The sequence below is a fragment of the Sphingobium sp. AP50 genome (genome assembly GCF_900109095.1).
In the GTDB taxonomy this organism is placed as follows: domain Bacteria; phylum Pseudomonadota; class Alphaproteobacteria; order Sphingomonadales; family Sphingomonadaceae; genus Sphingobium.
The window spans coordinates 84,019-107,039 of sequence record NZ_FNYZ01000015.1 but is presented as its reverse complement, the minus strand read 5'-3'; the positions used below and the strand labels follow the sequence as shown (position 1 = coordinate 107,039).

24 protein-coding genes are annotated in these 23,021 nt (G+C 64.4%); 10 read left to right on the top strand and 14 right to left on the bottom strand.

Annotation, left to right across the window (positions count from 1 at the left end; all coding sequences use genetic code 11):
• Positions 1-960, top strand: a complete 960-nt coding sequence (egtD, locus tag BMY84_RS20700; RefSeq protein ID WP_093086213.1) for an L-histidine N(alpha)-methyltransferase — start codon at positions 1-3, stop codon at positions 958-960.
• Between the two features lie 28 nt (positions 961-988).
• Here the strand turns inward: egtD and BMY84_RS20695 are convergent, their stop codons facing one another.
• The 4 genes from BMY84_RS20695 to BMY84_RS20680 all read right to left on the bottom strand — a co-directional run bounded on the left by BMY84_RS20695 (position 989) and on the right by BMY84_RS20680 (position 5,109).
• Positions 989-1,429 (bottom strand): hypothetical protein, encoded by a 441-nt coding sequence (locus tag BMY84_RS20695; RefSeq protein ID WP_093086212.1) that lies wholly within the window; start codon positions 1,427-1,429, stop codon positions 989-991.
• 194 nt (positions 1,430-1,623) lie between these two features.
• A complete protein-coding gene (locus BMY84_RS20690) occupies positions 1,624-2,331 on the bottom strand; it encodes an HAD family hydrolase (RefSeq protein ID WP_093086210.1) in 708 nt (235 codons plus the stop codon).
• Between the two features lie 265 nt (positions 2,332-2,596).
• Positions 2,597-3,712, bottom strand: coding sequence for a DUF1176 domain-containing protein (locus BMY84_RS20685; protein ID WP_093086209.1), 1,116 nt, complete (start codon positions 3,710-3,712; stop codon positions 2,597-2,599).
• Positions 3,713-3,795: 83 nt separating this feature from the next.
• Positions 3,796-5,109 (bottom strand): NupC/NupG family nucleoside CNT transporter, encoded by a 1,314-nt coding sequence (locus BMY84_RS20680; RefSeq protein ID WP_093086207.1) that lies wholly within the window; start codon positions 5,107-5,109, stop codon positions 3,796-3,798.
• 181 nt (positions 5,110-5,290) lie between these two features.
• Here BMY84_RS20680 and BMY84_RS20675 point away from each other — a divergent pair, with 181 nt between their 5' ends.
• From BMY84_RS20675 to BMY84_RS20665, 3 genes are read left to right on the top strand one after another with little or no spacing between them, the layout of a single operon-like run.
• Positions 5,291-6,187: an intradiol ring-cleavage dioxygenase gene (locus BMY84_RS20675; RefSeq protein WP_093086206.1), complete on the top strand. Its 897-nt coding sequence runs from the start codon at positions 5,291-5,293 to the stop codon at positions 6,185-6,187.
• Between the two features lie 14 nt (positions 6,188-6,201).
• Positions 6,202-6,969: a response regulator gene (locus BMY84_RS20670; RefSeq protein ID WP_256215335.1), complete on the top strand. Its 768-nt coding sequence runs from the start codon at positions 6,202-6,204 to the stop codon at positions 6,967-6,969.
• On the top strand, positions 6,966-8,288 hold the full coding sequence (locus BMY84_RS20665; RefSeq protein ID WP_256215334.1) for an ATP-binding protein: 1,323 nt from the start codon (positions 6,966-6,968) through the stop codon (positions 8,286-8,288). Before BMY84_RS20670 ends, BMY84_RS20665 begins: the two co-directional genes overlap by 4 nt.
• A gap of 4 nt (positions 8,289-8,292) precedes the next feature.
• On the opposite strand, the gene BMY84_RS20660 is transcribed toward BMY84_RS20665, so the two are convergent.
• The 7 genes from BMY84_RS20660 to typA form a co-directional block, all read right to left on the bottom strand.
• A complete protein-coding gene (locus tag BMY84_RS20660) occupies positions 8,293-8,766 on the bottom strand; it encodes a MarR family transcriptional regulator (RefSeq protein ID WP_093086204.1) in 474 nt (157 codons plus the stop codon).
• Positions 8,744-9,163 carry a hypothetical protein gene (locus BMY84_RS20655; RefSeq protein ID WP_093086203.1) on the bottom strand — a complete coding sequence of 140 codons (420 nt, stop codon included), beginning with the start codon at positions 9,161-9,163 and terminating at the stop codon, positions 8,744-8,746. The genes BMY84_RS20660 and BMY84_RS20655 overlap by 23 nt, the downstream gene beginning before the upstream one ends.
• Positions 9,164-9,227: 64 nt before the next feature.
• Entirely contained in the window at positions 9,228-9,575 is a 348-nt protein-coding gene (locus BMY84_RS20650; protein WP_093086201.1) for a hypothetical protein, read from the bottom strand.
• Positions 9,576-9,642: 67 nt separating this feature from the next.
• Positions 9,643-10,134, bottom strand: coding sequence for a helix-turn-helix domain-containing protein (locus tag BMY84_RS20645; RefSeq protein ID WP_093086200.1), 492 nt, complete (start codon positions 10,132-10,134; stop codon positions 9,643-9,645).
• A 276-nt stretch (positions 10,135-10,410) separates the two neighbouring features.
• Positions 10,411-11,748, bottom strand: coding sequence for an LLM class flavin-dependent oxidoreductase (locus BMY84_RS20640; RefSeq protein WP_093086198.1), 1,338 nt, complete (start codon positions 11,746-11,748; stop codon positions 10,411-10,413).
• A 107-nt stretch (positions 11,749-11,855) separates the two neighbouring features.
• Positions 11,856-12,026, bottom strand: coding sequence for a hypothetical protein (locus BMY84_RS29885; protein ID WP_177204106.1), 171 nt, complete (start codon positions 12,024-12,026; stop codon positions 11,856-11,858).
• Between the two features lie 143 nt (positions 12,027-12,169).
• The gene (gene typA, locus BMY84_RS20635) at positions 12,170-13,987 is read right to left on the bottom strand and encodes a translational GTPase TypA (protein ID WP_093020869.1); all 1,818 of its coding nucleotides are present in this window, start codon (positions 13,985-13,987) and stop codon (positions 12,170-12,172) included.
• Positions 13,988-14,148: 161 nt separating this feature from the next.
• Here typA and BMY84_RS20630 point away from each other — a divergent pair, with 161 nt between their 5' ends.
• The gene (locus BMY84_RS20630) at positions 14,149-15,384 is read left to right on the top strand and encodes an aminotransferase class V-fold PLP-dependent enzyme (protein WP_093086197.1); all 1,236 of its coding nucleotides are present in this window, start codon (positions 14,149-14,151) and stop codon (positions 15,382-15,384) included.
• 291 nt (positions 15,385-15,675) lie between these two features.
• Positions 15,676-17,226 (top strand): S10 family peptidase, encoded by a 1,551-nt coding sequence (locus BMY84_RS20625; protein ID WP_093086195.1) that lies wholly within the window; start codon positions 15,676-15,678, stop codon positions 17,224-17,226.
• A 32-nt stretch (positions 17,227-17,258) separates the two neighbouring features.
• Here the strand turns inward: BMY84_RS20625 and BMY84_RS20620 are convergent, their stop codons facing one another.
• Together BMY84_RS20620 and BMY84_RS20615 are read right to left on the bottom strand one after the other, a co-directional pair.
• Complete coding sequence (locus BMY84_RS20620; RefSeq protein WP_093086194.1) at positions 17,259-18,950, bottom strand: cation acetate symporter; 1,692 nt, start codon at positions 18,948-18,950, stop codon at positions 17,259-17,261.
• Entirely contained in the window at positions 18,947-19,267 is a 321-nt protein-coding gene (locus BMY84_RS20615) for a DUF485 domain-containing protein (RefSeq protein WP_093086192.1), read from the bottom strand. Before BMY84_RS20615 ends, BMY84_RS20620 begins: the two co-directional genes overlap by 4 nt.
• Before the next feature lie 153 nt (positions 19,268-19,420).
• On the opposite strand from BMY84_RS20615, the gene BMY84_RS20610 reads away from it, so the two are divergent.
• The 3 genes from BMY84_RS20610 to BMY84_RS29880 all read left to right on the top strand — a co-directional run bounded on the left by BMY84_RS20610 (position 19,421) and on the right by BMY84_RS29880 (position 21,650).
• Complete coding sequence (locus tag BMY84_RS20610; protein WP_093086191.1) at positions 19,421-20,632, top strand: toxic anion resistance protein; 1,212 nt, start codon at positions 19,421-19,423, stop codon at positions 20,630-20,632.
• A 130-nt stretch (positions 20,633-20,762) separates the two neighbouring features.
• Positions 20,763-21,479 (top strand): hypothetical protein, encoded by a 717-nt coding sequence (locus tag BMY84_RS20605; RefSeq protein WP_093086298.1) that lies wholly within the window; start codon positions 20,763-20,765, stop codon positions 21,477-21,479.
• A gap of 18 nt (positions 21,480-21,497) precedes the next feature.
• Positions 21,498-21,650 (top strand): hypothetical protein, encoded by a 153-nt coding sequence (locus tag BMY84_RS29880; protein WP_177185130.1) that lies wholly within the window; start codon positions 21,498-21,500, stop codon positions 21,648-21,650.
• Between the two features lie 9 nt (positions 21,651-21,659).
• Here BMY84_RS29880 and BMY84_RS20600 read toward each other — a convergent pair whose 3' ends face one another.
• Entirely contained in the window at positions 21,660-21,935 is a 276-nt protein-coding gene (locus BMY84_RS20600; protein WP_218146995.1) for a hypothetical protein, read from the bottom strand.
• A gap of 139 nt (positions 21,936-22,074) precedes the next feature.
• Here BMY84_RS20600 and BMY84_RS20595 point away from each other — a divergent pair, with 139 nt between their 5' ends.
• Positions 22,075-22,998, top strand: a complete 924-nt coding sequence (locus BMY84_RS20595) for an ROK family protein (RefSeq protein WP_093086296.1) — start codon at positions 22,075-22,077, stop codon at positions 22,996-22,998.
• The last annotated feature ends 23 nt before the right edge of the window (positions 22,999-23,021 follow it).

Here is a 23,021-nt window from a genome sequence, read left to right as displayed (position 1 = left end):
ATGCTGCTGACCGACGACAGCCCATCCCTTTCGCGCGCCATTGATCCGGCCTTTCGCCGCGACATTATCGATGGCCTGTCGCGCAGCCCCAAGGCGACGCCGCCCATCTGGTTCTACGACCAGCGGGGATCGGAATTGTTCGAAGATATTACCGGCCTGCCCGAATATTATCCCACGCGGACCGAAACATTGCTGCTCCAGCGCCATGGCGGCGACGTTGGCGCGGCGGTCGGTGCCGGACGCGCGGTGGTGGAGTTTGGCGCGGGCAGCGCGCGCAAGACGCCGCATTTGCTGCGCGCGATTGCCCCCGCAGCCTATGTGCCGATCGATATCAGCCGCGATTTCCTGCACGCCAGCAGCGCGGCCCTCGCGCAGGCCTTTCCCGACCTGCCGGTGCTGCCGCTGGTCGGCGACTTCAACGGGCCGCTGCATCTGCCCGATGCGATCGCGGCCATGCCCCGGCTGGGCTTCTTCCCCGGCTCCACCATCGGCAATATGGAGCCGGACGCGGCTGTCGACCTGCTGCGCGCGATGCGGCGCCTGCTGGGGCCGGGCGCCATGCTGCTGATCGGCATGGACCGGATCAAGGACAGGGACCGGCTGGTCGCCGCCTATGACGATGCGCAGGGGGTGACGGCGGCCTTCAACCTCAACCTCCTCACCCGGATCAACCGCGAACTGGAAGGCGACCTGCCGATCGACGGCTTCGCCCATCGCGCTATCTGGAATGACGAGAAAGCGCGGATCGAAATGCATCTGGAAGCGATGCGGCCGCTGCATTTCCACGTCGCGGGCCAATGTTTCCGCATGGCCGCCGGTGAGACGATCCACACCGAAAGCAGCCACAAATATGGCACCCGCGACGAACGCCTGCTGCTGCGCGCGGGCGGTTGGGAGCCGACACAGGAATGGACCGACGCGGAAGGGCTGTTCGCGCTGGTGCTGGCGGAGGCGGGTTGAGGGGACTGATTGCGACCAATGACGGTGTCTACCTGTGGGCGTAGCGAAGCCCGTTAGCTGCCATAAAGCCTTTGGCGTCGAAGCTGCTCCACACTTCACCCCAAGGCATCTGCCCCGCATGGATATTCATGTCTCGAACCAATGTGTCGCGAACGAACGACAACTCGCAATCGATGGCTTCGCGCGTCGGCCAACCACCTTCCGCCGGTGCATCAGGCAACTGAACATTCCATGATGCTTGTTCAAGGCTACCGTTATGGAAACATAGTGCGAGCCGAGCAGATAGCCCGCCGAACGTCAGGCCGCCGAGATAAAGCCACTCATAGCCATTGCCATAATCTCGCGAGCCTTCGAGCAAATCAGCTACCTGTGGCTCTATCGAGCCTTTCGTCTGATAGGGCTGCAATAGCGCGAGATCGCCGATGCGCATCTCGCCCGTGTCTTCGTTGATCCATAATTCAGCAGCCATGGCGCAAACATCCACAATCTGATGTCTGTGGCAATGGCCGCTTTACGCATCGGCGGTTGAAAAGTTGTCTGTCAGGAAGCCACCCCTTTTCGTCATTCCCGCGAAAGCGGGAACCCACCTCCCCACCCATCAGCGAGGGAAAAAGGTGGGAGATGGATCCCCGCCTGCGCGGGGATGACGGTGTGGAGAGTCGCTTACCCAGTAGCCAGCAGCAGATCGCGCAGGTCGGTCAGGCTCGGCAGCACCTGTGCGCAGGCGAGGACCAGTTCTTCGGTGGGGGGCAGCAGGTCGGGCACCATCACCGTCGCCATGCCCGCCGCGACGGCCGAACGGACGCCGGCATGGCTGTCCTCCACCGCGACGACATAAGCCGGCTCGACGCCCAGACGCTGCGCCGCCAGCAGATAGGGCTGCGGATGCGGCTTGGGATGCTCCACATCGCTGCGGGTGACGACCACGTCGAAATAAGGGAGCAGCCCCATCCGTTCCAGGCGCTGCTGGGCGAAGGGCGCGGCGGTCGAGGTCGCGATCGCCATGGGAATGTCGCTCTGCGCCAGATGCTCCAGAATCAGTTCCGCGCCGGGACGCAGCGGAATGCCCGCATCCACCGCCGCTTCGAACAGGGCGTCACTGTCGGCATAGAAGCGCGCCAGCGGAAAGTCCGGTCCCAGATGGGCGGCCAGCATCCGCTCATTCTCGTCACGATGGATGCCGACCATCGATAGCAGCAACTCTTCCGACAGCGGCCAGCCGAGCGCCTGCCCGGTCCGGGCGAAGGCGTCCCGATGCACCGCCTCCGTTTCGAGCAGGGTGCCGTCCATGTCGAAGATCACCGCGCGGATCGGGTCCGGCAGAGTGGAGGTGCGGGGGGCAGGGGCGGATTGGCGGAGAGGGTTGGCCATGGTCACAATATGAGGGCTAAAGATGCAAATTCCATTGCAAAGCACGGTAGCGCGATTGCGTGGAGTGCCTCTACCCCGTTCGTCCTGAGTAGCCCCTTCGACTGCCTGCCAAGGTCCAAAGCAGGCACGTGACTGCTTTGGACGCTCAGGACAGGCATTGAGCGAAGTCGAAATGGCGTATCGAAGGATCGGTGCTTCGATGCGGGTCTTCGACAAGCTCAGCCCCTACTCAGCACGAACGGAAAGAGGGGTGAAATCGTCCGCCCTACTCCACCACCCCGGCCGACCATGTCGTGATCCAATGCCATGCGCCGCGACATTCGCCCATGCTGGTCGCGGCGGTCAGGCGGAAGCGGGTGCCGTCCCAGACATAGGTTTCGCTGCCGCCACAATCGCCGATGCCGCGCCCCTTGGCGAAGCTGGACAGTTCCGACTTTTCCGGCGTCCAGCCGACATTGACCAGCATCGGCTTGGCCTCTTCCTCGCTCCAGCCGGGCTTATAGTCGAAGCTGGCGAGGCGGAAGGTGCGGCGACCGGCAATGCCGGTAGCGATCACCGGAACCGACGTGAAATTATAGGCGCCCGATCCGCAGGGGACGAGGATCAGCGTCTCGGTCTTCGACAGGCGATGCAGGTCGGGCGTCTGGCTGGTGTCGCGTATTTCCTCCGTGCATCCGGTGAACTTGCCGAGCGCGGTCAGTTCCTCGCGCCACAGATTCGCAGGCACGGCGCCGGCGGAGATGATCGCCCGGCGGATCGATGGCGCGACCGGCGCGGCACGCACCGCGATCGGCCCCATCACGCCGGTCGCGACCAGCGCGGTGCTGGTCCCGGCCCGCCCCTGCCGCGCGTCCATATAGCGCAGGGCCGCGCCCGATCCGGCCAGCGACGGCCGACCCAGCACACGGTTGCCCGATCGCACCTCCAGCGTGCCGCCGCGTGCCATGGCGATGGCCAGCGCCGCCGCCTGCGGCCCGCGCAATGTGGCGTCGCCGTCCCGGCTCTGGGCACTGGCGACCTTGCGCCCGTCGATATGGAAGCTGACCTCGCCGCTGCCCTTGGCATCGCGGCTGACCCATACTTCGGCGGCGCCATCCGGCCCGGCGTCGCGCACGATGCCGACCATCACCGGATTGTCCGGCCATTCACCGCCATCGGGCAGCAACGACACCGCTTCGCACCGGTTGCGATTGTCGCAGCCGATGGTCCAGTCCTTGTAGGTTTCCAGCGTACCCGGCTTCGGCGCGGACACGCTGGCCTGCGCTCCGAGCGCAGGCGCCTGCGCTTTGTTCGACGCTCCGGGCGCGGGCGCCTGCGCGATGCCCATGCCCGACCAGTTCAGGGCCGCCAGCGCGACCAGGAAAAATCTATTTGCCCCCATCGGTTAACCATAACCGATTTGCAGGAGGGGCGATAGCGTTTCCGTTACGCCTTCGTCCCGATCACCAACTGATCACTGGCCGATCACAGGCTGAGCATCAATCCCGCCAGCGCCGCGCTCATCAGATTGGCGAGGCTGCCGGCCACCAGCGCCTTCAGCCCCAGCTTCGCGATCATCGGCCGCTGATTGGGGGCCAGATTGCCCGTCACCGCCATCTGGATCGCAATCGAGCTGAAATTGGCGAAGCCGCACAGCGCGAAGGTGATGATGGCGATGGTCGCGGGCGACAATGTGCCCTGCACCTGACCCAGATTGATATAGGCGACGAATTCATTGAGCACGACCTTCGTGCCGAACAGGCCGCCGGCCACCTGCGCTTCGTTCCAGGGGATGTTCAGCAGATACATGACCGGCGAGAAGACATAGCCCAGCAGCATCTGGAAGCTGAGGTCGGGATAGCCGAACCAGGCCCCGATGCCGCCCAATATGCCGTTCGCCAGCGCGACGAGCGCCACGAAGGCCAGCACCATCGCGCCGACCGCCACGGCCAGCTTCACGCCGGTCTGCGCGCCCTGTGCGGCGGCCATGATGATATTGGCGGGGCGCTCCTCATCATGGGTGGCGACCGGCATGGGTTCGCCCGGCGTGGTTTCCGCATTCAGCGCCTGCGACACGGCCGCGCTGCGGCGCGTTTCGGGCAGGTGGATATCCTCTTCCAGCGGCAGTTCCGGTTCGCATTCCGGCTGGTCCGGCATCATGATCTTGGCCATCAAAAGCCCGCCGGGCGCGGCCATGAAGCTGGCCGCGAGCAGATAGTCGATCTTGATCCCCATGGAAGCGTAGGCCGCCAGGATGGTGCCCGCCACGCCGGCCATGCCGCTGGTCATCACGGTGAAGAGCTGCGGCCCGTTGAGGCCGGCCAGATAGGGACGAATGACGAGCGGGCTTTCGCTCTGCCCCACGAAGATATTGGCGGCGGCGCACAGGCTTTCCACCTTGGACACGCCCGTCACCTTCTCGATCGCGCCGCCGACCCAGCGGACGATGAACTGCATGATCCCCAGATAATAGAGGATCGACACCAGGCTGGCGAAGAAGATGATCACCGGCAGCGCGGCGATGGCGAAGCTGGCGCCGCCGATTTCCGGCTTGGCCAGCGGGCCGAAGATGAAGTCCGTACCGGCCTGTGCATAGCCCAGCAAGTTGGCCACGCCATGCGACATGCCGGCGATGATCGCCCGGCCCGCGGGCACATAGAGCACCAGCAGCGCGATCCCCGCCTGCAACAGGAAGGCCGCGCCCACGACCCGCGGCTTGATGGCGCGACGGTCGGAAGACAGAGCGAAAGCAATGGCGAGGATGAGCAATATGCCGGCAAGGCCGATGAGAAGATGCATGTAGCGCTTTCGCGGAAAAGGACAAACCCGGTGACTATATGGGCCCCGACGCGCGGAGGCCAGCGCTTTGCTGCAAGCCGGCCATGCTACAAAGCGGCTACATTGGGTAATCGGCCGGAGATATGGCCAGACTAATCCCCTTTTCTGAGGGTCTGCAAACAGACAAGACGAGGGAAACGGGATGACGCAGGGTAGCGAACCCCATGATCATGGGTTGATGCACGATCTGGAACGGATGCGTGCACTGGCTAAGGAAAATATCGGCCGCCGACGGACGTTGCGCCTGCTCTTTTCCGCAAGCGGCGCGGCGCTAGTCGGCGCCTGCGGCGGTGGCGGCTCCAGTTCGTCGAGCGATTCGACCGCAACGCCAACGCCTACTCCCACGCCTACACCGACACCTACCCCCACCCCGACATCGACCGACACCTGCATCGCCGATCCGGAGGAAACCAACGGCCCCTATCCGGCCGACGGTTCCAACAGCAGCAATGGCAGCGTGGTCAATGTGCTGGATGACACGGGTATCGTTCGTACCGACATCCGGTCCAGCTTCGGTTCGTCCAGCGGCACGGCCGACGGCGTCGCCATGACGCTGACCATCACCGTCGTCGATGTGAACAGCGGTTGCGCCGCACTGGAAGGCTATGCCGTCTATATCTGGCATTGCACGCTGGACGGCCTCTATTCACTCTACACCGTTCCGGGCGAAAATTATCTGCGCGGCGTGGCGGAAACCGACGCCAATGGGCAGGTGACTTTCACCAGCATCTTCCCCGGCTGCTATGACGGGCGCTATCCGCACATCCATTTCGAGGTCTATCCCAGCCTGACCCGCGCCACCAGCTACGCCAACCGCGTACTGACGTCGCAATTCGCGATGCCGACGGATGCCTGCAACACGGTCTATGCCACCAGCGCCTATTCCAGCAGCAAGACCAATTACGCAAAAATAACGACCAGCAGCGACAATGTGTTCGGCGACAATACGTCGGCGCAGGTCGCAGCCATGACCCCCACCATGACCGGCGATATCACCAACGGCTATACCGGCACGGTGACGGTCGGTCTGGCAATCTGACGGGAAAGGCGCGGATGACTTTGCAGGAAGCGTTTTCAGCCGATATGCTGACGCCCCATATGGACGGTTCACGCATATTGGTGGTCGACGACGACGCGGACATTCGCGCCTTGCTGTCCGACTTTCTGGAACAGCATGGCTTTGCCGTGACGGCGGTGGCGGATGGCGCGGCGATGGACCGCACCCTCGCCACGCAGGATTTCGACATCGCCGTCCTCGACGTGATGATGCCAGGCGAGGATGGCCTGTCGATCCTGCGCCGGCTGGCGGCGCGCGGCGGCCTGCCGGTGATCATGCTGTCGGCCATCGGCAGCGATATCGACCGCATCGTCGGGCTGGAAATGGGGGCGGAGGATTATCTGCCCAAGCCGTGCAACCCGCGCGAACTGCTCGCGCGCGTCCGCACCGTGCTGCGCCGACACCGGCGACAGACGGAGGAAGCGCCCGAGGCTTCGGGCAGGAAGCTGCGCTTTGCCGGCTGGCAGATCGACATGGGCGCCCGCCTGCTGACCGATCCCGACAATGTCGTCGTCACCCTGACCGACGGCGAGTTCCGCCTGCTGCGCGCCTTCATCGAACATCCGCGCCGGGTGCTGAGCCGCGATCAGTTGCTCGACTATTCGGCCGGCAATGAAAGCGAAAGTTACGACCGGGCGATCGACGTGCAGGTGAGCCGTTTGCGGCGCAAGCTGGAGCGCGGTGCCAAGGATGGCGGCGACGAGCTGGTCCGCACGATCCGCAACGAAGGCTATATGTTCACCGCCGAGGTCCGCCCGGCGTGACATCGCGCCTCGATCGATTCAACCCGTCGATCCTGACACGCATCGTCGCGCTGGTGGCGGCCACGCTGTTGCTGGCACTGGGCGCGATGATGCTGGTGACATTTCGCGGACCGCCGCCCCATGCCCGGCCGATGATGCTGGGCGAAGCCGCCGCCCTGTTGCAGGGGGCAAATGCGCCTGCGGGCAGCTGGACCGTCACCCGCTACCAGTCCGACCGGATACCGCTGACCGAAACCAACCTGGTTCAGGATCAGCGCAGCGCGAAGCAGATCGCCCTGTTGCTCGCCGCCCCGGCCACCGACATCCACCTGATGCGCGAACGCCCGCCCATGGGCATGCCGGAACCCGACATGGCCTTTGCGCCGCAACCCGGCCCCGGCCGGATGATGCTGCACGGCGCCTTCATACTGGCGCGGCGCACTGCCGACGGCTGGCAGGTGGTGCAGGCGCGGCAAGGCGCCAACAGCAGTTGGTACGCCATCACGCTGACCCTGATGGCGGGGATCTTCATCCTGCTGCTGCTGCCCGCTTACTGGGTGGCGCGGCGCATCACCCAGCCGATCCGCCGTCTGGCCGAGGGCGCCGCCACCGAACGGCCCGAACGCGCCGAGCCGCTGCCGCTCAAAGGGCCGCCCGAAGTACGCGCAGTTGGCGTCGCCTATAATCATATGCGCACCCGCATCGCCGATTATCTGAACGAGCGCACCGCCATGCTGGTGGCGATCGCACACGATCTGCGCACGCCGATGACCCGCCTGTCCTTCCGCCTGGAAGAATTGCCCGACAGCACCCGCACCAGGGCGCAGGCCGATGTGGAGGAGATGCGGGCGATGGTCACCACCCTGCTCGACTTCATGCGCGAGGGAACGGACAATGCGGAGCGGGTGCGGATGGACCTGTCCGCCATCGTCGAGACGCTGGCCGACGATCTGGCCGATATGGGGCAGGATGTGGCGGTGACGCTAAGTGCCCGCGCGGTCATCCGTGGCGACGCCGGCGCGCTGCGCCGCTGCATCGGCAATCTGGTGGAAAATGCGGTGCGCTATGGCGGCTCCGCACGGATCGCCATCGCTGTCACCAGCCGGCATGCTACCGTGACGGTCGAGGATGACGGCCCCGGCGTCCCCGAAACGACGATCGAACGCCTGTGCGAACCCTTTTATCGTGGGGAAGCATCGCGCAACCGGGAAACCGGCGGCGTGGGGCTGGGCCTGTCGATCGCCCGCACCATCGCCGAGCGCCATGGCGGCACGCTCGCCTTCGCCAATCGCGCCGAGGGCGGATTGCGGGCGAGCATCACCCTGCCGCTGGAACGCTGACCCGTCAGTCGTCGCCGGAAAAGGCGAGCGAGAACCAGGACGCCATCGCATCCATCGCCAGAGGGGAAGGACGCTGCGCGGTGCGGCGGCGGCTGTTGGGCGAACTGCGGTGTTCGACCAGCAGGCCGCGCCGCTCCATCACGCCCACCTGCCCGACGACGGTGCTGAGCGACAGACGCAGCGTCTCGCTCAACTGCTCCAGCGTCAGGGACCGCCCTTCCAGCTCCGCCTGATAGAGCATCAGCAAGATGTCCCAGGCCGGATCGGAAAAGAGATTCTGGCCGAACAGCGTCGACCGTACCCGGCGCGCCTCGATATAGCGGGCCAGCGCGTCCTGCTGCTCCCCGCCCTCGCCGTCCAATATGGCCGGCTCTTCCTTATTCGCATGGAAATTGGTGAGGCAGCGTTGCAGGGCGACCACCAGGTCGACGGCCTCCTGGCTCGGCACGCTTCGGTCAGGCGGTATATGCGCGGTCATGCGACGCCTTCCGGTCCAGTTCGATGCCGATGATCGCAAACAGCATCAGGGGAATGACCCAGACCGTATTCAGGCCTGCATATATGCGGTCGGAAAAACTGTGCAGCAGCAGCGTGACGACATGGGTCAGTACCGTCATCAACTGGCAGGCCGCAGCCCAGATCGGCCAGTAGCGCGGACTTTGCAGCATCAGCCACACCAGCGCGCCCAGCGTGCCGACGTCGACCATCATCAGCCATAGCTGCGTGGCGTGCCATGATCCGGCCAGTTGCGCCGGGATGGACAGCAGCGCCGCCGCCACGATGATCACCACCAGCATCCGCCCTTCGCGTCCGCCAAAGCAGATCGCGAAGGCGCAGGTCATCAGCATCAATATCCAGAAGAAAACCGCCAACATCCGGTTCACCGACTTGAGGGGGAGAAATCAAGCGTCCTACCGGATGCTGACGGCCATGTCCCGGTCAGGCGACCAGGGTCAGGTAGCGCGGTGCGCCTTCCTGTTCGGGGGCTTCCAGACCGATCGGGCAACCGAAGGCGGTCACTTCGTGCTGGCTGCGTTCGATGCAGCGGGTCAGCAGCGCGGTGGCGCGGACCATGTCGCTGCGACCTTCGATGATCTTGGTCGCGCTGTCATGAATTTGCTTCAGGATGCGCTGGCTTTCGCTGGCGGTCAGGCCGGCGCCCTGCGACGCGGTGATGAAGGCGGTGGTGAGCTGTGCGGCATCGACCAGCGCATTGTCCAGCGCGGCGAAGGTCTGGCGGGTCTGATCGGCGACGGCCTGGGTCTTGGCGGGGTCGAGGTTGAGCACAAGTCATCTCCTTCGCACGACGCCCTTCCCGGACGGTGCGTTTGCAAGCATGGCGATTTCGGTAGGATCAGGCCAGAACCCGGAAAGCTCCGGCTATCAGCAGCAGCAGAGTGACGACACCTACCCCGGTCAGAACCGCGGCCCGGATCATCGCCAATATGCGGCCATCGATACTCAGTTCATTGGTTGATCCCCCTAGCGGCGGCCCGAAGGCGAGGATGCGCCGCAGGAGCGTCTTTGGCTCCGTCTGCTCATCCGACCTGTCCGGCTGATCAAGGGATGACGCAGGTTCGGGATCGGAAGCAAGCGGCTCCGGCTGATATATCAAAGGCTGATATGTGTCGATTTGGGGCGGACGTTGTTCAACCGAAACGAACAGGCGCGCGGCTTCCTTGCGGTTGGGCACGCCAAATTTGCGCAGACTGGTGCGGACGCGCTGATCGACCGTATGCTCCGACACATGGAGCTGCCGCGCGATTTCCTTGGAACTGAAGCCCTGCGCCACCAGCCGCAGGCACTGCTTTTCCCCCTCGCTTAACGCTGGAAGGGTTTCCACCACTTCGTCATTCCTCCTGTGTGCCCCCGCCGATGAACGCACCATCGACGCCGGGGAGGCCCAGCTGCCCAACGCCCAGTCACTAGACTTTAAGTGTCAAATCAAGGTTGCGATTCGGTTCGTGCGAACCCTAAAGTGGCACGACAGGGCATGGACGCGCAATGAAGAGGGCATGCGAAAAAGGCCGACGCCTTTGCGGCATCGGCCTTTGACCCGAGATTATCCGCGGAGCGGAGCGGTCCGGATTATTTTTGCATCATCTCGCCGGAGACGCTGCGGTCAGGCGGCGCTCTTCGCCGCCCGCGCGGCGGTGTAGCGATTGTCCGGCTCCGGCAGGCCCAGATGCGCGCGGAAGGTCGTGCCTTCATAATCCGTGCGAAACAGGCCGCGCGCCTGAAGGATCGGGATCACCTTGTCGACAAATTGTTCGAGTTGCCCCGGCAGCGGTTCGAACAGGACGAAGCCGTCGGCCGCCCCACTTTCGAACCAGTCCTGCAACCGGTTGGCGACCGTCTCGGGCGATCCGACAAAGGCGCCGCGCGGGGTAGCCAGCCGCTCGGCTATCTGGCGCAGGGTCAGGTTTTCGGCCCGCACCTCGGCCAAAATGCGCAGCGTGCCGCTCTGCTGACTGTTGAGGCCGATATGCTCGACATCGGGGAAAGGTGCGTCGAGGTCATATTGGCGGAAACCATGGTCGTTGAAGGTGCGCGACAGATAGCCAAGGCCGGTGTCGATCGATTCCAGCGCGGCGAGTTCCCGATAGCGCGCCTCCGCCTCCTCGTCCGTATCGCCGATGATCGGGGCGATGCCGGGCAGGATGAACAACCTGTCCGCGTCCCGGCCAAAGCCCTTCGCCCGCGCCTTCACATCGGCATAATAGGCCTGCCCCTCCTCCTGCGTCGGGGCGTGGGTGAAGATCACTTCCGCCCGACGCGCGGCGAAGCTGCGGCCGTCGTCCGATGCGCCGGCCTGGAAGATGACCGGCTGGCCCTGCGGCGTGCGCTTGATATTGAGCGGCCCGCGCACCTGAAAATGCTCGCCCTTATGGTCGAGGCGATGGAGCCGATCGGGATCGACGAATTGCCCCGTTTCCTTGTCGGCGACATGGGCGCCCGCTTCCCAGCTATCCCATAGCCCCTGCACGACATCCAGATATTCCGCCGCGATGCGATAGCGCACGGCATGGGCCGGATGTTCGGTCTTGCTGAAATTGGCCGCGGTGTCGCCCAGCCAGCTGGTGACGACATTCCAGCCAGCCCGCCCACCACTCAGATGATCGAGCGAGGCGAACTGACGCGCGACATTGAAGGGTTCGGAATAGCTGACGGTCAGGGTCGCGACCAGACCGATGCGTGATGTGGTCGCCGCCAGCGCTGACAGGATGGTGATCGGCTCGAACCGGTTGAGATAATGCGGGCTGGATTTTTCGTTGATCGACAGGCTGTCGGCCACGAACAGGAAATCGAACTTGCCGCGTTCCGCCGTCGCCGCCTGCCGCTGATATTGGGCCAGGCTGGTGCTGGCGCCGCCATCGCGATCGGGATGGCGCCAGTCATTCCAGGTCCGCCCGACGCCATGCAGGATGAAGCCGAGTTTGATATGCCGCTGCTCTGTCATGATCCTTGCCTTTCGATCCGGTGATGGATCGAAAGCTAGGCGCATCACCGTGCCCGGCTCCAATGCGTTATGCTCGACCCGTTATGAGTTGAGCAAAAGCACCCGCATCAGGATTTGGCCTTCGGGCCTTCCTGCTTCGCCTTGTGCGCGGCCAGCAGCGCGTCGATTTCCACGATCCGCAGGCGCTGCGGCGTATCCTTGGGCAGCCCCTTCAATCGGCATTCGGCCCAGAGCGAGCGGCGTTCGGCGGTCAGCGCCTTCAAATAGAGGTCAGCCATGATGATCTCACTTCTTTCTAACGGAAAAGGGCCGGTGCCTCGCGACACCGGCCCTTTCGATACTGGTCTACCCTAAAATCAGGCGGCCTTTAAGAGGCCACCCTGAAACATCAGGCGGCCTTTGTTGAGGCCACCCTGATAGATCAGGCGGCCTTCGAACGGCTCATGCGCTTGCGCTCGTTCGGGTCCAGGTAGCGCTTGCGCAGACGGATGGTCTTGGGCGTCACTTCGACCATTTCATCATCGTCGATATAAGCGATGGCCTGTTCCAGCGTCGCCTTCTTCGGCGGGGTCAGGCGAACGGTGTCGTCCTTGCCGCTGGCGCGGAAGTTGGTCAGCGCCTTCGACTTCATCGGGTTGACTTCAAGGTCTTCCGGCTTGGCGTTCTCGCCGACGATCATGCCTTCATAGAGGGCCTCGCCCACGCCCACGAACAGGATGCCGCGTTCTTCCAGCGGACCCAGCGCATAGGCATTGGCTTCGCCGGCACCGTTGGAGATCAGCACGCCGTTTTTGCGGCCTTCGATCTTGCCCTTATGCGGACCGTATTTCTCGAACAGGCGGTTCATGATGCCGGTGCCGCGCGTGTCGGACAGGAATTCGCCATGATAGCCGATCAGGCCGCGCGAGGGCGCGGAGAAGGTGATACGGGTCTTGCCGCCGCCCGAGGGACGCATGTCGGTCATTTCCGCCTTGCGGATGTTCATCTTGTCGACGACCGTGCCGGAGAATTCATCGTCCACGTCGATGACGACGGTTTCATAAGGCTCGGTCTTGGCGCCATTTTCGTCTTCGCCGAACAGCACGCGCGGACGCGAGATACCGAGTTCAAAGCCTTCGCGGCGCATGGTTTCGATCAGAACGCCCAGCTGGAGTTCGCCACGACCGGCGACTTCGAAGCTGTCCTTGTCTTCCGATTCGGTCACCTTGATGGCGACGTTCGATTCGGCTTCGCGGGCCAGACGATCGCGGATCATGCGGCTCGTCACCTTGCTGCCTTCGCGGCCCGCCATCGGCGAATCGTTCACGGCAAAGCGCATCGACAGAGTCGGCGGATCGATCGGCTGGGCCTGGATCGGTTCGCTGACGGCGGTGTCGCAAATGGTGTTGGCCACGGTCGCGACGGCGAGGCCGGCCAGCGAAATGATGTCGCCCGCCTTGGCTTCATCGACGGGCACGCGGTCCAGACCCTGGAACGACATGATCTTCGACGCACGGCCGGTTTCGATGACATTGCCGTCCATGTCCAGCGCGTGGATCGGCTGGTTGACCTTCACCGTGCCCGACTGGACACGGCCGGTCAGGATACGACCCAGGAAGTTGTCGCGGTCGAGCAGCGTGACGAGGAAGCTGAACGGCGCGTCCTGATCCAGCGACGGCGCGGGCACATGGTCCACAATCTTCTGGAACAGCGGCTCCAGCGTGCCTTCGCGGCGCTGCGGATCTTCGCTGGCATAGCCGTTGCGGCCCGACGCGTAGAGGACAGGGAAGTCGAGCTGTTCGTCATTCGCTTCCAGCGTCACGAACAGGTCGAACACTTCGTCCAGCACTTCCTGGATGCGCTCGTCGGGACGGTCGACCTTGTTGACGACGACGATGGGCTTAAGGCCCAGCGCCAGCGCCTTGCCGGTCACGAACTTGGTCTGCGGCATCGCGCCTTCCGACGAATCGACCAGCAGGATCACGCCGTCGACCATCGAGAGGATGCGCTCCACTTCGCCGCCGAAGTCGGCGTGGCCGGGCGTGTCGACGATGTTGATGCGGGTGCCGTTCCATTCGACCGAGGTGGGCTTCGCCAGAATGGTGATGCCGCGCTCCTTTTCCAGGTCGTTGCTGTCCATGGCGCGTTCTTCGACGCGCTGGTTGTCGCGGAAGGTGCCGGACTGGCGGAAAAGCTGGTCGACGAGGGTGGTCTTGCCATGGTCGACGTGCGCGATGATCGCGATATTACGCAGGGACATATTGTGCCTTCGGGATTCGGGTTCTCCCGGCCGGCACCACGCCTGTCCAGGACTATCGGGCGCGCCCCTACAGGAAATGATGCGTTGCGGCAAGGGCGGCGGTCATATGGCGGATCGCCCTGCCCGATCCGTCCATCCTTCTATTCCCGAAGGAGACGCCCATGACCGACAGCCCGCTCATCAGCCGCCGCACCCTGATGCAGGCCGCGGCCATCGCCGCCCCCCTGGCGCTGACGCCCGGCATGCTGAGCGCGGCCGGCAAGCCCGCGCTGCGCGACGCCATGCTGCTCGACCCGGCGATCCGCTATTTCAACGCCGCCAATATCGCGCCGACCTTCCGCAGCGTGGCGGCCGTGCATGAAAGCGAAACCCGCGCCTTCCAGATGGACCCGTCGGTCGAGCGCCGCGCCCTCTATCCCAAGGCGGCCGATGCGCTGCGCGCCCGAATCGCCAAGCGACTGAACGTCACGGCGCAGGAAATCGCGCTGGTCCGCAACAGCAGTGAGGCGAACACCGTCGCCGTACGGGGGCTGGCGCTCAAGGCCGGGGACCGCATCATCCTGACCGACCATAATCATCCCTCGACGTGGGATAGCTGGAAATTGCGGGCGGAGCGCGAGGGGCTGGACCTGCATGTCGTGCCGGTCCCGGTCGATGCCAAATCGCCGCAGGAATTGTTCGACAGCATCGCCGCCGCCGTGACGCCGAATACGAAGGCGATCTTCCTCTCCCACATGAGCAATATCACCGGCATCATCTATCCGGTGGCGGAAATCGCCAAGCTGGCAAAGGCGAAGAATATCTGGTTGCATGCCGATGGCGCGCAGACCTTCGGCTGGATGCAACTGGATCTCGCGGCGCTGGGCGTGGACAGCTATTCGGGCAGCACGCATAAATGGCTGATGGGGCCGCTGGAGGGCGGCATGCTCTATGTGAAGCAGGAACGGCAGGCGGAACTCCAGCCGATCATGATGAGCCATGGCTATTGGCTGACCGACGAAGCGAACCTGAACACCGCGCAAAAGTATGAGATTTTGGGTCAGCGCGACGATCCGCGCCTGATGGCCTTTGCCGCGACGCTGGATGTGCTGGACGGCGTGGGCCAGGCGGCGATCGAACAGGCGGCACGGCAGCGGGCAGCCTCGATGCGGCAGGCGCTGTCCGCCGTGCCGGGGGCCAAGCCCTTCGGCAGCGGGGTGGACGCCATTACCGGCCCGGTCATTACCGTCGCCTTCCCCGGCCGCGATGTGGCGGCGCTGCGCGCGAAACTATGGCAGGCAAAAATCGCCACCGCTGCATCGAAGATCGGCGGCGCGGGCGCGATCCGCTTTTCGCCGCATGTCTATAATAGCGATGACGATGTGGCAGCGGTGATCGAGGGGCTGCGGGCGGTCTAGGCCAGGAGCGAACATACCAGAACTCCGTTCGTCCTGAGTAGGGACTGAGCGAAGTCGAAGGCCCGTATCGAAGGATATGCGAGACGCTTTGATCCTTCGATACGCCGCTTCGACAAGCTCAGCGGCTACTCAGGACGAACGGAGGTGGGGGGAAGGCGACCTTCCGCTTCCCGTCCAAGTCGGCCCCTTGCTTTACAAAAGCGCAATATCTCCTTGCCCCACGGGCTGGCCTTCCTATGGTGCGCCCCGTCGTCAATAATATACCATATCCCTGCAAGGAGCCTTCCCCCCATGCGGTTTGCCGCCACCCTTTCCTTCGCCTCCCTCATTGCCCTCGCCGCCCCGGCCCTCGCGCAGAAGGACGCGCCCGACGCCGCCAAGCAGCATGCCGACAAGATCGCCGGTGAGGTCGCCGCCAACTGGGCCAGCGCCCCGGTCGAGGAAGTGACGCAGAGCAGCAAGGGCACCGCCCATGTCGATGGCAAGGCGATCCCCTACACCCAAACCGCCGGCACGCTCACCATCCGCGATGCCCAGGGCAAGCCGGTCGCCAGCATGTTCTACACCGCCTATACGGCAGAGGGTAAGAACCGCCCCGTCACCTTCCTTTATAATGGCGGCCCCGGTTCGTCGTCGCTCTGGCTGCGCATGGGCAGCTTCGCGCCCGAACATGTGCGCACCACCAATCCCGAAGCGGTGAAGCCCGCCCCCTTCGATGTCGGCCCCAATAATGACAGTCTGATCGGCAGCACCGACATGGTGTATCTCGACACGATCGGGTCGGGCTATTCGCGCATCCTGGGCGATGCCAAGCCGTCCGACTTCTACAGCGTCGATGGCGATGTGGACGCCTTTGCCAAGGCGATCATCCGTTACACGACCAAGAATGGCCGCTGGGCGTCGCCCAAATATATTTTCGGCGAAAGCTATGGCACGACCCGGTCGGGCGCGCTCGCCTATCAACTGGAGGATCGCGGGCTGACGCTGAACGGCGTGGTGCTGCTGTCGTCGATCATGAATTACGGCATCCGCCAGTCGGGCTTCGATGCGATCCATGTCGGCTATCTGCCCAGCTATGCCGCGACCGCCTGGTATCATAACCGCGTGCCCGGCGGCCGCCCCGCCAGCCTGGAAGCCTTTGTCGAGGAAGCCCGCGTCTTCGCCAACGGCCCCTATGCCACGGCGCTGCTCAAGGGGTCCGACCTCAGCGCGGAAGAAACGGACCAGATCGCCCAGCAATTGAGCCGCTTCACCGGCCTGTCGGTCGATTATCTCAAGCGCGCCAATCTGCGCGTCAACCTGTCCCGCTTCCGCAAGGAATTGCTGCGCGACGGACATGAGACGATCGGTCGTTTCGACAGCCGCTACAAGGGCATCGATGCCGACGCGGCGGGCGAGGAACCGGAATTTGACCCGTCCAGCACCGGCATCACCGGCCTCTATGTCGGCAGCTTCCTGGACCAGCTGACCAACAAGATCGGCTACAAGACCGACCTCGACTATCGCCTGAGCGCGCGCGAAGGTGGCGACTTCAAATGGGACTGGAGCCATTCGCCCCCGGAAGGCGGCAAGCAGAACGTCGCGGACGTGACCGCCGACCTCAGCGCCGCGATGCGCACCAACCCGCATATGCGCGTGCTGTCGCTCAACGGCTGGTACGATATGGCGACGCCCTTCTTCTCGACCGAGCGTGACCTCAAGCACATGATGCTGGAACCGGCACTGCGCCAGAACCTCCAGTTCAAATATTATCCGGCGGGCCACATGGTCTATCTGAACCCGGAAGCGCTGCACCAGATGCGCCTCGACATGGAGCGCTACTACGCCGAGGGTGCGCGCTGATATAAAAAGGGCGGTAGTGACACCGCCCTTTTTTAATGATCGCTCGCTGCAAACGCCCCGATGCCGGTTTCCGCCCGCACCCGCTGCGCCGGATAGCCAGCCTTGTCCACCGCCGCGCGGGGGGAGCGATCCAACCGCGAGATCAGCCAGATGGCGATGAAACCGGCAGGGACAGAGAAGATCGCTGCCGAACTATAGGGGAAAGGCGCCGCCCCTAGCCCGAAAGTGGTGGTCCACACCGCCGGCGACAGCAGGGTCAGCACGAACGCCGTCAGCAGCCCGATCGTCCCGCCCCAGGCCGCGCCGCGCGTGGTGCAGCCGCTCCACAGCAGCGACAGGATCAGCACCGGGAAATTGCCCGACGCCGCCAGCGCGAAGGCCAGGCTGACCATGAAGGCGACATTCTGCTTTTCGAACACCAGCCCCAGCAGCACCGCCAGCGCGCCGAGCGCCAGCGTCGTCAGCCGCGACACGCGCAATTCGTCCGCCGAACTGGCCTGTCCCTGCTTGAACACTGTCGCATAAAGATCATGGCTGACCGCCGAGGCCGCCGAGAGCGTCAGCCCCGCCACCACCGCCAGGATCGTCGCGAAGGCCACAGCCGAAATAAAGCCCAGAAACGCATTGCCGCCGATCGCATGGGCGAGGTGAATCGCCGCCATATTGCCGCCGCCGCGCAACGCCCCCTGCCCGTCCAGATAGCCCGCATCCGTCCCCACCAATATGATCGCGCCGAAGCCGATGATGAAGGTCAGGATATAGAAATAGCCGATCCAGCCGGTCGCCCACAGCACCGACTTGCGCGCTTCCTTCGCGTCCGGAACGGTGAAGAAGCGCATCAGGATATGCGGCAGGCCTGCCGTCCCCAGCATCAGGGCGAGGCCGAAGGAGATGGCCGACACCGGGTCTTTGATGAAATTGCCCGGCGCCATGATGGAGCGGCCGCGCTCCGCCGCTTCGCCCGCATTCGCGCCATCGGCCAGCGCCGCTTGCGTCTTCACCTCGACGGCACGGGCAAAAAGCGTCTCCAGCGAGAAGCCGAATTGCGCCAGCACCATCAGCGCCATGAAGCTTGCGCCCCCCAGCAGCAGCACCGCCTTGATGATCTGTACCCAGGTCGTCGCCCGCATGCCGCCGAACAGGACGTAGAGCATCATCAGCCCACCCACGATCACCACCGCCAGCGCATAGGGCAGACCGAACAATAATTTGATCAGCTGCCCTGCCCCCACCATCTGCGCGATCAGGTAGAAGCTGACGACCAGCAGCGTGGACACCGCCGCAAAGCTGCGCACCGGCGGCTGGGCAAAGCGGTAGGAGGCGACATCGGCGAAGGTGAAGCGCCCCAGATTGCGCAGCCGCTCCGCCATCAGGAACAGCAGGATCGGCCAGCCCACCAGAAAGCCGGTGGAGTAGATGAGGCCATCATAGCCGTCATTGAAGATCTGCGCCGATATGCCGAGGAAGGAGGCGGCGGACATATAATCGCCCGCCATGGCCAGGCCATTCTGGAACCCGCTGATCCCGCCGCCGGCAGTATAGAAATCCGACGCGGTACGGGTGCGCGCGGCCGCCGCCTTGGTAATCCACAGCGTCAGGCCAACAAAGGCGACGAACATGCCGATCGCCACCCAGTTGATCGGCTGGCGCTGCGCCTCTCCCTCCAGCGCGGCGGCGAAGGCGGGGAGCGGGAACAGGGCGATCAGCCCGACCAGCGCCCTCATGCGCCATGATCCTTCAGAATTTGCGCCATCTGCGCGTCATGATGGCGATTGGCATGGGCGACATAAAGGCCGGTCAGCGCAATCGCGAGCAGGATCAGGCCCAGCCCGATGGGAATGCCGATCGACGTCACCCCCGCCCCGATCGGCGCGCCCAGCAACGCTTTGTCGAACGCGATCAGCAGCAGATAGGTGACGAACGCGCCAAAGATTATCGCCGACAGCCACCAGCCCAGCCGCGCGCGCCGCGCCACCAGCGCCTGATAGCGCGGATCGGCCGCCACCGCCGCGACCAGCGCTTCCTCATCCGTCCGGGCCATCCGCTCTCCTTTGCCTTTTGCCCCATGCTAACCGGGCGGGGAGCGATTGCAATGGCATGACGTCCCCCCTTATAACGACGACACAGACTTGCGGCCCGACTGTTCTATACGCATATGACAGTGGAGGGCCGACACTGGCTTCTGGGAGATGACATGGCTTCGACCGCGCCGACCGCTACCGCTGACACGCTGAACCTTACGCCGCCCGATCCGGTGCCCGTGGTCGCGCCCGAAAAGGCGTCCGGCCTCGTTCCCATCGACAGTGAAAAGCGGTCCAAGCTGGATGAGAAGGTCGACGCCTTCGTCGCCGATCTGGTCGCGCAGGACGCCAATTCGCCCGAATTCGGCGCGCGGGTCGACCAGTTGACCAATATGGGGCGTAAGGAAATATCGGAGGCCGCCGGCCACTCCAACCGCTTCCTCGACCGCCCTGTCCGCGCGATGGACAGCGATACGAAGGTGGGCGCGGACCTCGCCGAACTGCGCCGCACGGTAGAGGATCTTGATCCGGGCAAGCGCGGCAATTTGCTGGCGCCCAAGAAGCTGTTCGGCATCATCCCGTTCGGCAACAAGATGCGCGATTATTTCGACGGCTATAAGAGCGCGCAGGGCCATATCAATTCGATCCTGGGGTCGCTGGCCAGCGGCAAGGACGTGCTGATCAAGGATAATGCCGCGATCGACGTGGAACGCCAGAATATGTGGCAGACCATGGGCCGTCTGGAACAGATGATCCATATCAGCAAGACGATGGACGCCCGGCTGGAAGACAAGGCGCTGGAACTGGATTCGTCCGATCCGGCCAAGGCGAAGGCGATCCGCGAAAGCGCCCTCTTCTACATCCGCCAACGCACGCAGGATCTGCTGACCCAGATGGCGGTGACGGTTCAGGGCTATCTGGCGCTCGATCTGGTCAAGAAGAACAATGTCGAGTTGGTCAAGGGCGTGGACCGCGCCAGCACGACGACCGTCGCAGCGTTGCGCACGGCGGTAACGGTGGCGCAGGCGCTGGCCGGCCAGCGGCTGGTGCTGGAGCAGATCAGCGCGCTCAACACCACGACCGCCAACATGATCGACCGCACCGGCGAATTGCTGAAAAGCCAGACCGCGCAGATCCACGAACAGGCCGCGTCCAGCACCATCCCGGTCGAAACGCTCCAGCGCGCCTTCCAGAATATCTACGATACGATGGACAGCATCGACACCTTCAAGCTGAAAGCGCTGGAGAATATGAAGACGACGGTGAACACACTGTCGGGCGAGGTCGAAAAATCGAAGGGCTATATCGCCCGCGCCGAAGGACAGGCCCAGGCCGCCAAGGAAGTGCGTGCGGACAATCCCCTGCTGAGCGCGATCGAGGGGTGAGCAAAATGTCACCATCCGTTCGCCCTGAGCGAAGTCGAAGGGCGTCGCCGAGCGTAGCGAGGTGCCTTCGTCTCCGCTCAGGCGGAGGCTTCGACTTCGCTCAGCCCGAACGGACTTGGGGATTGGGATCATGACCAGCGATGTCGATCGCTACATTCGCGACCGGATAGAACCTACTCTCCGCCGCCACAGCGATCGCGGGCGCAGCCTGTCGACGCGCGCCCGGCAGCGGCGCAATGCGGGCCTGATGCGCAAGGTCAAATATGCCTTCTGGGCGGTGCTGGCGATCCTGCTGGGCAGCGCGGTGGCGGGCTTCATCCTGCCGCTGGGCACGACCGGCGTGATGATCGTGCTGGGCGTGATGATCGCCGCCCTGCTGCTGATCGCGCTGATCCCCACGCAAAGCGGGGTGAAGACCGAGGCGCTGGCCCAGACCGATATCGCCGCCCTGCCGTTGAAGACCGAAATCTGGCTGGAAAATCAGCGCAAGGCGCTGCCCGCCCCCGCCGTCACCCTGATCGACAGCATCGGGGTACGGCTGGAAACGCTGGCGCCGCAACTGGAGCGGCTCACCGAACAGGAACCGGCCGCGCAGGAAATCCGCAAGCTGCTGTCGGATCATCTGCCCGAACTCGTCACCGGCTATCAGTCGATCCCGCAAGCGCTCCGGCGCGAGGCGCGCAATGGTCGCGTGCCGGAAAAGCAACTGGTGGAGGGGCTGAACGTCATCGACGCCGAAATCGCCCGGATGACCGAAACTCTGGCCAGCGGCGACCTCGACAAGCTGGCGACTCAGAACCGTTTTCTGGAATTAAAATATCAGGAAGCCAAGGAACTGGGGCAGTAGCTCCGTCTTGTTCCTACTATGATCCACCTCACCCTCATCATCGTCGATTTTCTGACGGGCCTGCTGGCGGCCGGCGCCTGGGCGCTGGCATCGGCCGGCGGCGCGATCGCGGCGGTCGTGGGGGGCGGATTTCTGGGCTTTTCGCTGGTTCGGCGCTGGCGCCGGAAATAGCCCGGCCTTCTATCGCGCGGCCTTGCCGCCCAGACGCCGACGATTGCTGCGCACCACCTTGCGATAATGCGCCACCGACGCGCCCAATACGCCGGGCGCCGTCGTCCCCAGCGTACCGGTCATCAGCTTCCATTGCAGGCTGGCGGCCGCCTCGACCTTTTCACTGACCATGCGCTGCGCCTCCAGCATGGCGGCGGGGTCGCCGGTCATCAATCGGGGCAGGCGCATTCCGATGACGGAACAGGATTCGATGCCGAGGCTCCAGCAATCGAGGGCGAGGCTCATAGGATCGGTCTTGCGCATGTGGGGACAAGTCTGACGCATCCCGGGCCTTCCCGCAACCATCTTGTCGGCCAAGAGGCTGGCATGGCCGTTCCCCCTTGCCTATGACGGCCAGACCATGGCCCAACCCGATCACAGCGACATGCACCCCACTGACGCAAACGCCCCGCTTCTGGCCGGCGTCGAACTGGGCGGCACCAAAGTCGTCGTGCTGCGCGCGCGCGGACGGCACATCGTAGATCGCGAAATGATCCCCACCACCAGCCCAGCGGAAACGCTGGGTCAGGCCGCCCGCCTGCTGACCCAATGGCACGCAAAGGCATCCTTCGCGGCGCTGGGCATCGCCTCCTTCGGCCCGCTAAGACTTGATCGGGCCGCGACGGATTTCGGCCATATGCTGCCCACGCCCAAGCCGGGCTGGACCGGCGCGGACATTTATGGCGCGCTGGCCGGAGCGCTCCCCTGCCCGGCCGCGATCGATACCGACGTCAATGGCGCGGCGCTGGCCGAACTGCGCTGGGGCGCGGGGATGGAGGCTGGCACCACCTCCGATGCCCTCTGCTACCTCACGATCGGCACGGGCCTTGGCGGCGGTTTCGCTCTGCATGGCCGCGCGCTGCATGGCGCGATGCACCCGGAACTGGGCCATATCCTGACCCGCCGCGCGCCCGGCGATGATTTCCCCGGTGCCTGCCCCTTTCATGGCGATTGTATCGAAGGGCTGGTGAGCGGCCCCGCTCTGGCGAAGCGATTCGGCACGAGCGGCGACCGGATCAGCCCCGATGATCCCCGCTGGGACAATGTTGCGCATGATATCGCCCAGCTTGTCGGCACGATCCTGCTGACCACGGCCGCACGACAGGTGCTGATCGGTGGCGGCGTGGGCATGGGGCGCGCCGACCTGCTCGACCGGGTGCGCGGGAAGCTAGTGACGCAATTGGGCGGCTATCTCCCCTTCGTCACCGCCGACAGCGTCGCCACGATCGTCCGCACGCCTGCGCTGGGCGATCAGGCAGGGCCGCTGGGCGCGATAGCGCTGGCGCTCGACGCACTGGAAACCGGCTGAAAAATGGGAAAGACCCGTCATGG

Excerpts from the sequence above, each read along its gene's own strand:
- BMY84_RS20605 (WP_093086298.1), top strand. The coding sequence starts at position 20,763 with ATGACCAGCGATGTCGATCGCTACATTCGCGACCGGATAGAACCTACT.
- BMY84_RS20690 (WP_093086210.1), bottom strand. The coding sequence starts at position 2,331 with ATGGCCAACCCTCTCCGCCAATCCGCCCCTGCCCCCCGCACCTCCACT.
- BMY84_RS20630 (WP_093086197.1), top strand. The coding sequence starts at position 14,149 with ATGACCGACAGCCCGCTCATCAGCCGCCGCACCCTGATGCAGGCCGCG.
- BMY84_RS20610 (WP_093086191.1), top strand. The coding sequence starts at position 19,421 with ATGGCTTCGACCGCGCCGACCGCTACCGCTGACACGCTGAACCTTACG.
- BMY84_RS20695 (WP_093086212.1), bottom strand. The coding sequence starts at position 1,429 with ATGGCTGCTGAATTATGGATCAACGAAGACACGGGCGAGATGCGCATC.
- BMY84_RS20675 (WP_093086206.1), top strand. The coding sequence starts at position 5,291 with ATGACGCAGGGTAGCGAACCCCATGATCATGGGTTGATGCACGATCTG.
- BMY84_RS20640 (WP_093086198.1), bottom strand. The coding sequence starts at position 11,748 with ATGACAGAGCAGCGGCATATCAAACTCGGCTTCATCCTGCATGGCGTC.
- BMY84_RS20670 (WP_256215335.1), top strand. The coding sequence starts at position 6,202 with ATGACTTTGCAGGAAGCGTTTTCAGCCGATATGCTGACGCCCCATATG.
- BMY84_RS20600 (WP_218146995.1), bottom strand. The coding sequence starts at position 21,935 with ATGAGCCTCGCCCTCGATTGCTGGAGCCTCGGCATCGAATCCTGTTCC.
- egtD (WP_093086213.1), top strand. The coding sequence starts at position 1 with ATGCTGCTGACCGACGACAGCCCATCCCTTTCGCGCGCCATTGATCCG.
- BMY84_RS20685 (WP_093086209.1), bottom strand. The coding sequence starts at position 3,712 with ATGGGGGCAAATAGATTTTTCCTGGTCGCGCTGGCGGCCCTGAACTGG.
- BMY84_RS29885 (WP_177204106.1), bottom strand. The coding sequence starts at position 12,026 with ATGGCTGACCTCTATTTGAAGGCGCTGACCGCCGAACGCCGCTCGCTC.
- BMY84_RS29880 (WP_177185130.1), top strand. The coding sequence starts at position 21,498 with ATGATCCACCTCACCCTCATCATCGTCGATTTTCTGACGGGCCTGCTG.
- typA (WP_093020869.1), bottom strand. The coding sequence starts at position 13,987 with ATGTCCCTGCGTAATATCGCGATCATCGCGCACGTCGACCATGGCAAG.
- BMY84_RS20620 (WP_093086194.1), bottom strand. The coding sequence starts at position 18,950 with ATGAGGGCGCTGGTCGGGCTGATCGCCCTGTTCCCGCTCCCCGCCTTC.
- BMY84_RS20615 (WP_093086192.1), bottom strand. The coding sequence starts at position 19,267 with ATGGCCCGGACGGATGAGGAAGCGCTGGTCGCGGCGGTGGCGGCCGAT.
- BMY84_RS20655 (WP_093086203.1), bottom strand. The coding sequence starts at position 9,163 with ATGTTGGCGGTTTTCTTCTGGATATTGATGCTGATGACCTGCGCCTTC.
- BMY84_RS20625 (WP_093086195.1), top strand. The coding sequence starts at position 15,676 with ATGCGGTTTGCCGCCACCCTTTCCTTCGCCTCCCTCATTGCCCTCGCC.
- BMY84_RS20595 (WP_093086296.1), top strand. The coding sequence starts at position 22,075 with ATGCACCCCACTGACGCAAACGCCCCGCTTCTGGCCGGCGTCGAACTG.
- BMY84_RS20680 (WP_093086207.1), bottom strand. The coding sequence starts at position 5,109 with ATGCATCTTCTCATCGGCCTTGCCGGCATATTGCTCATCCTCGCCATT.
- BMY84_RS20660 (WP_093086204.1), bottom strand. The coding sequence starts at position 8,766 with ATGACCGCGCATATACCGCCTGACCGAAGCGTGCCGAGCCAGGAGGCC.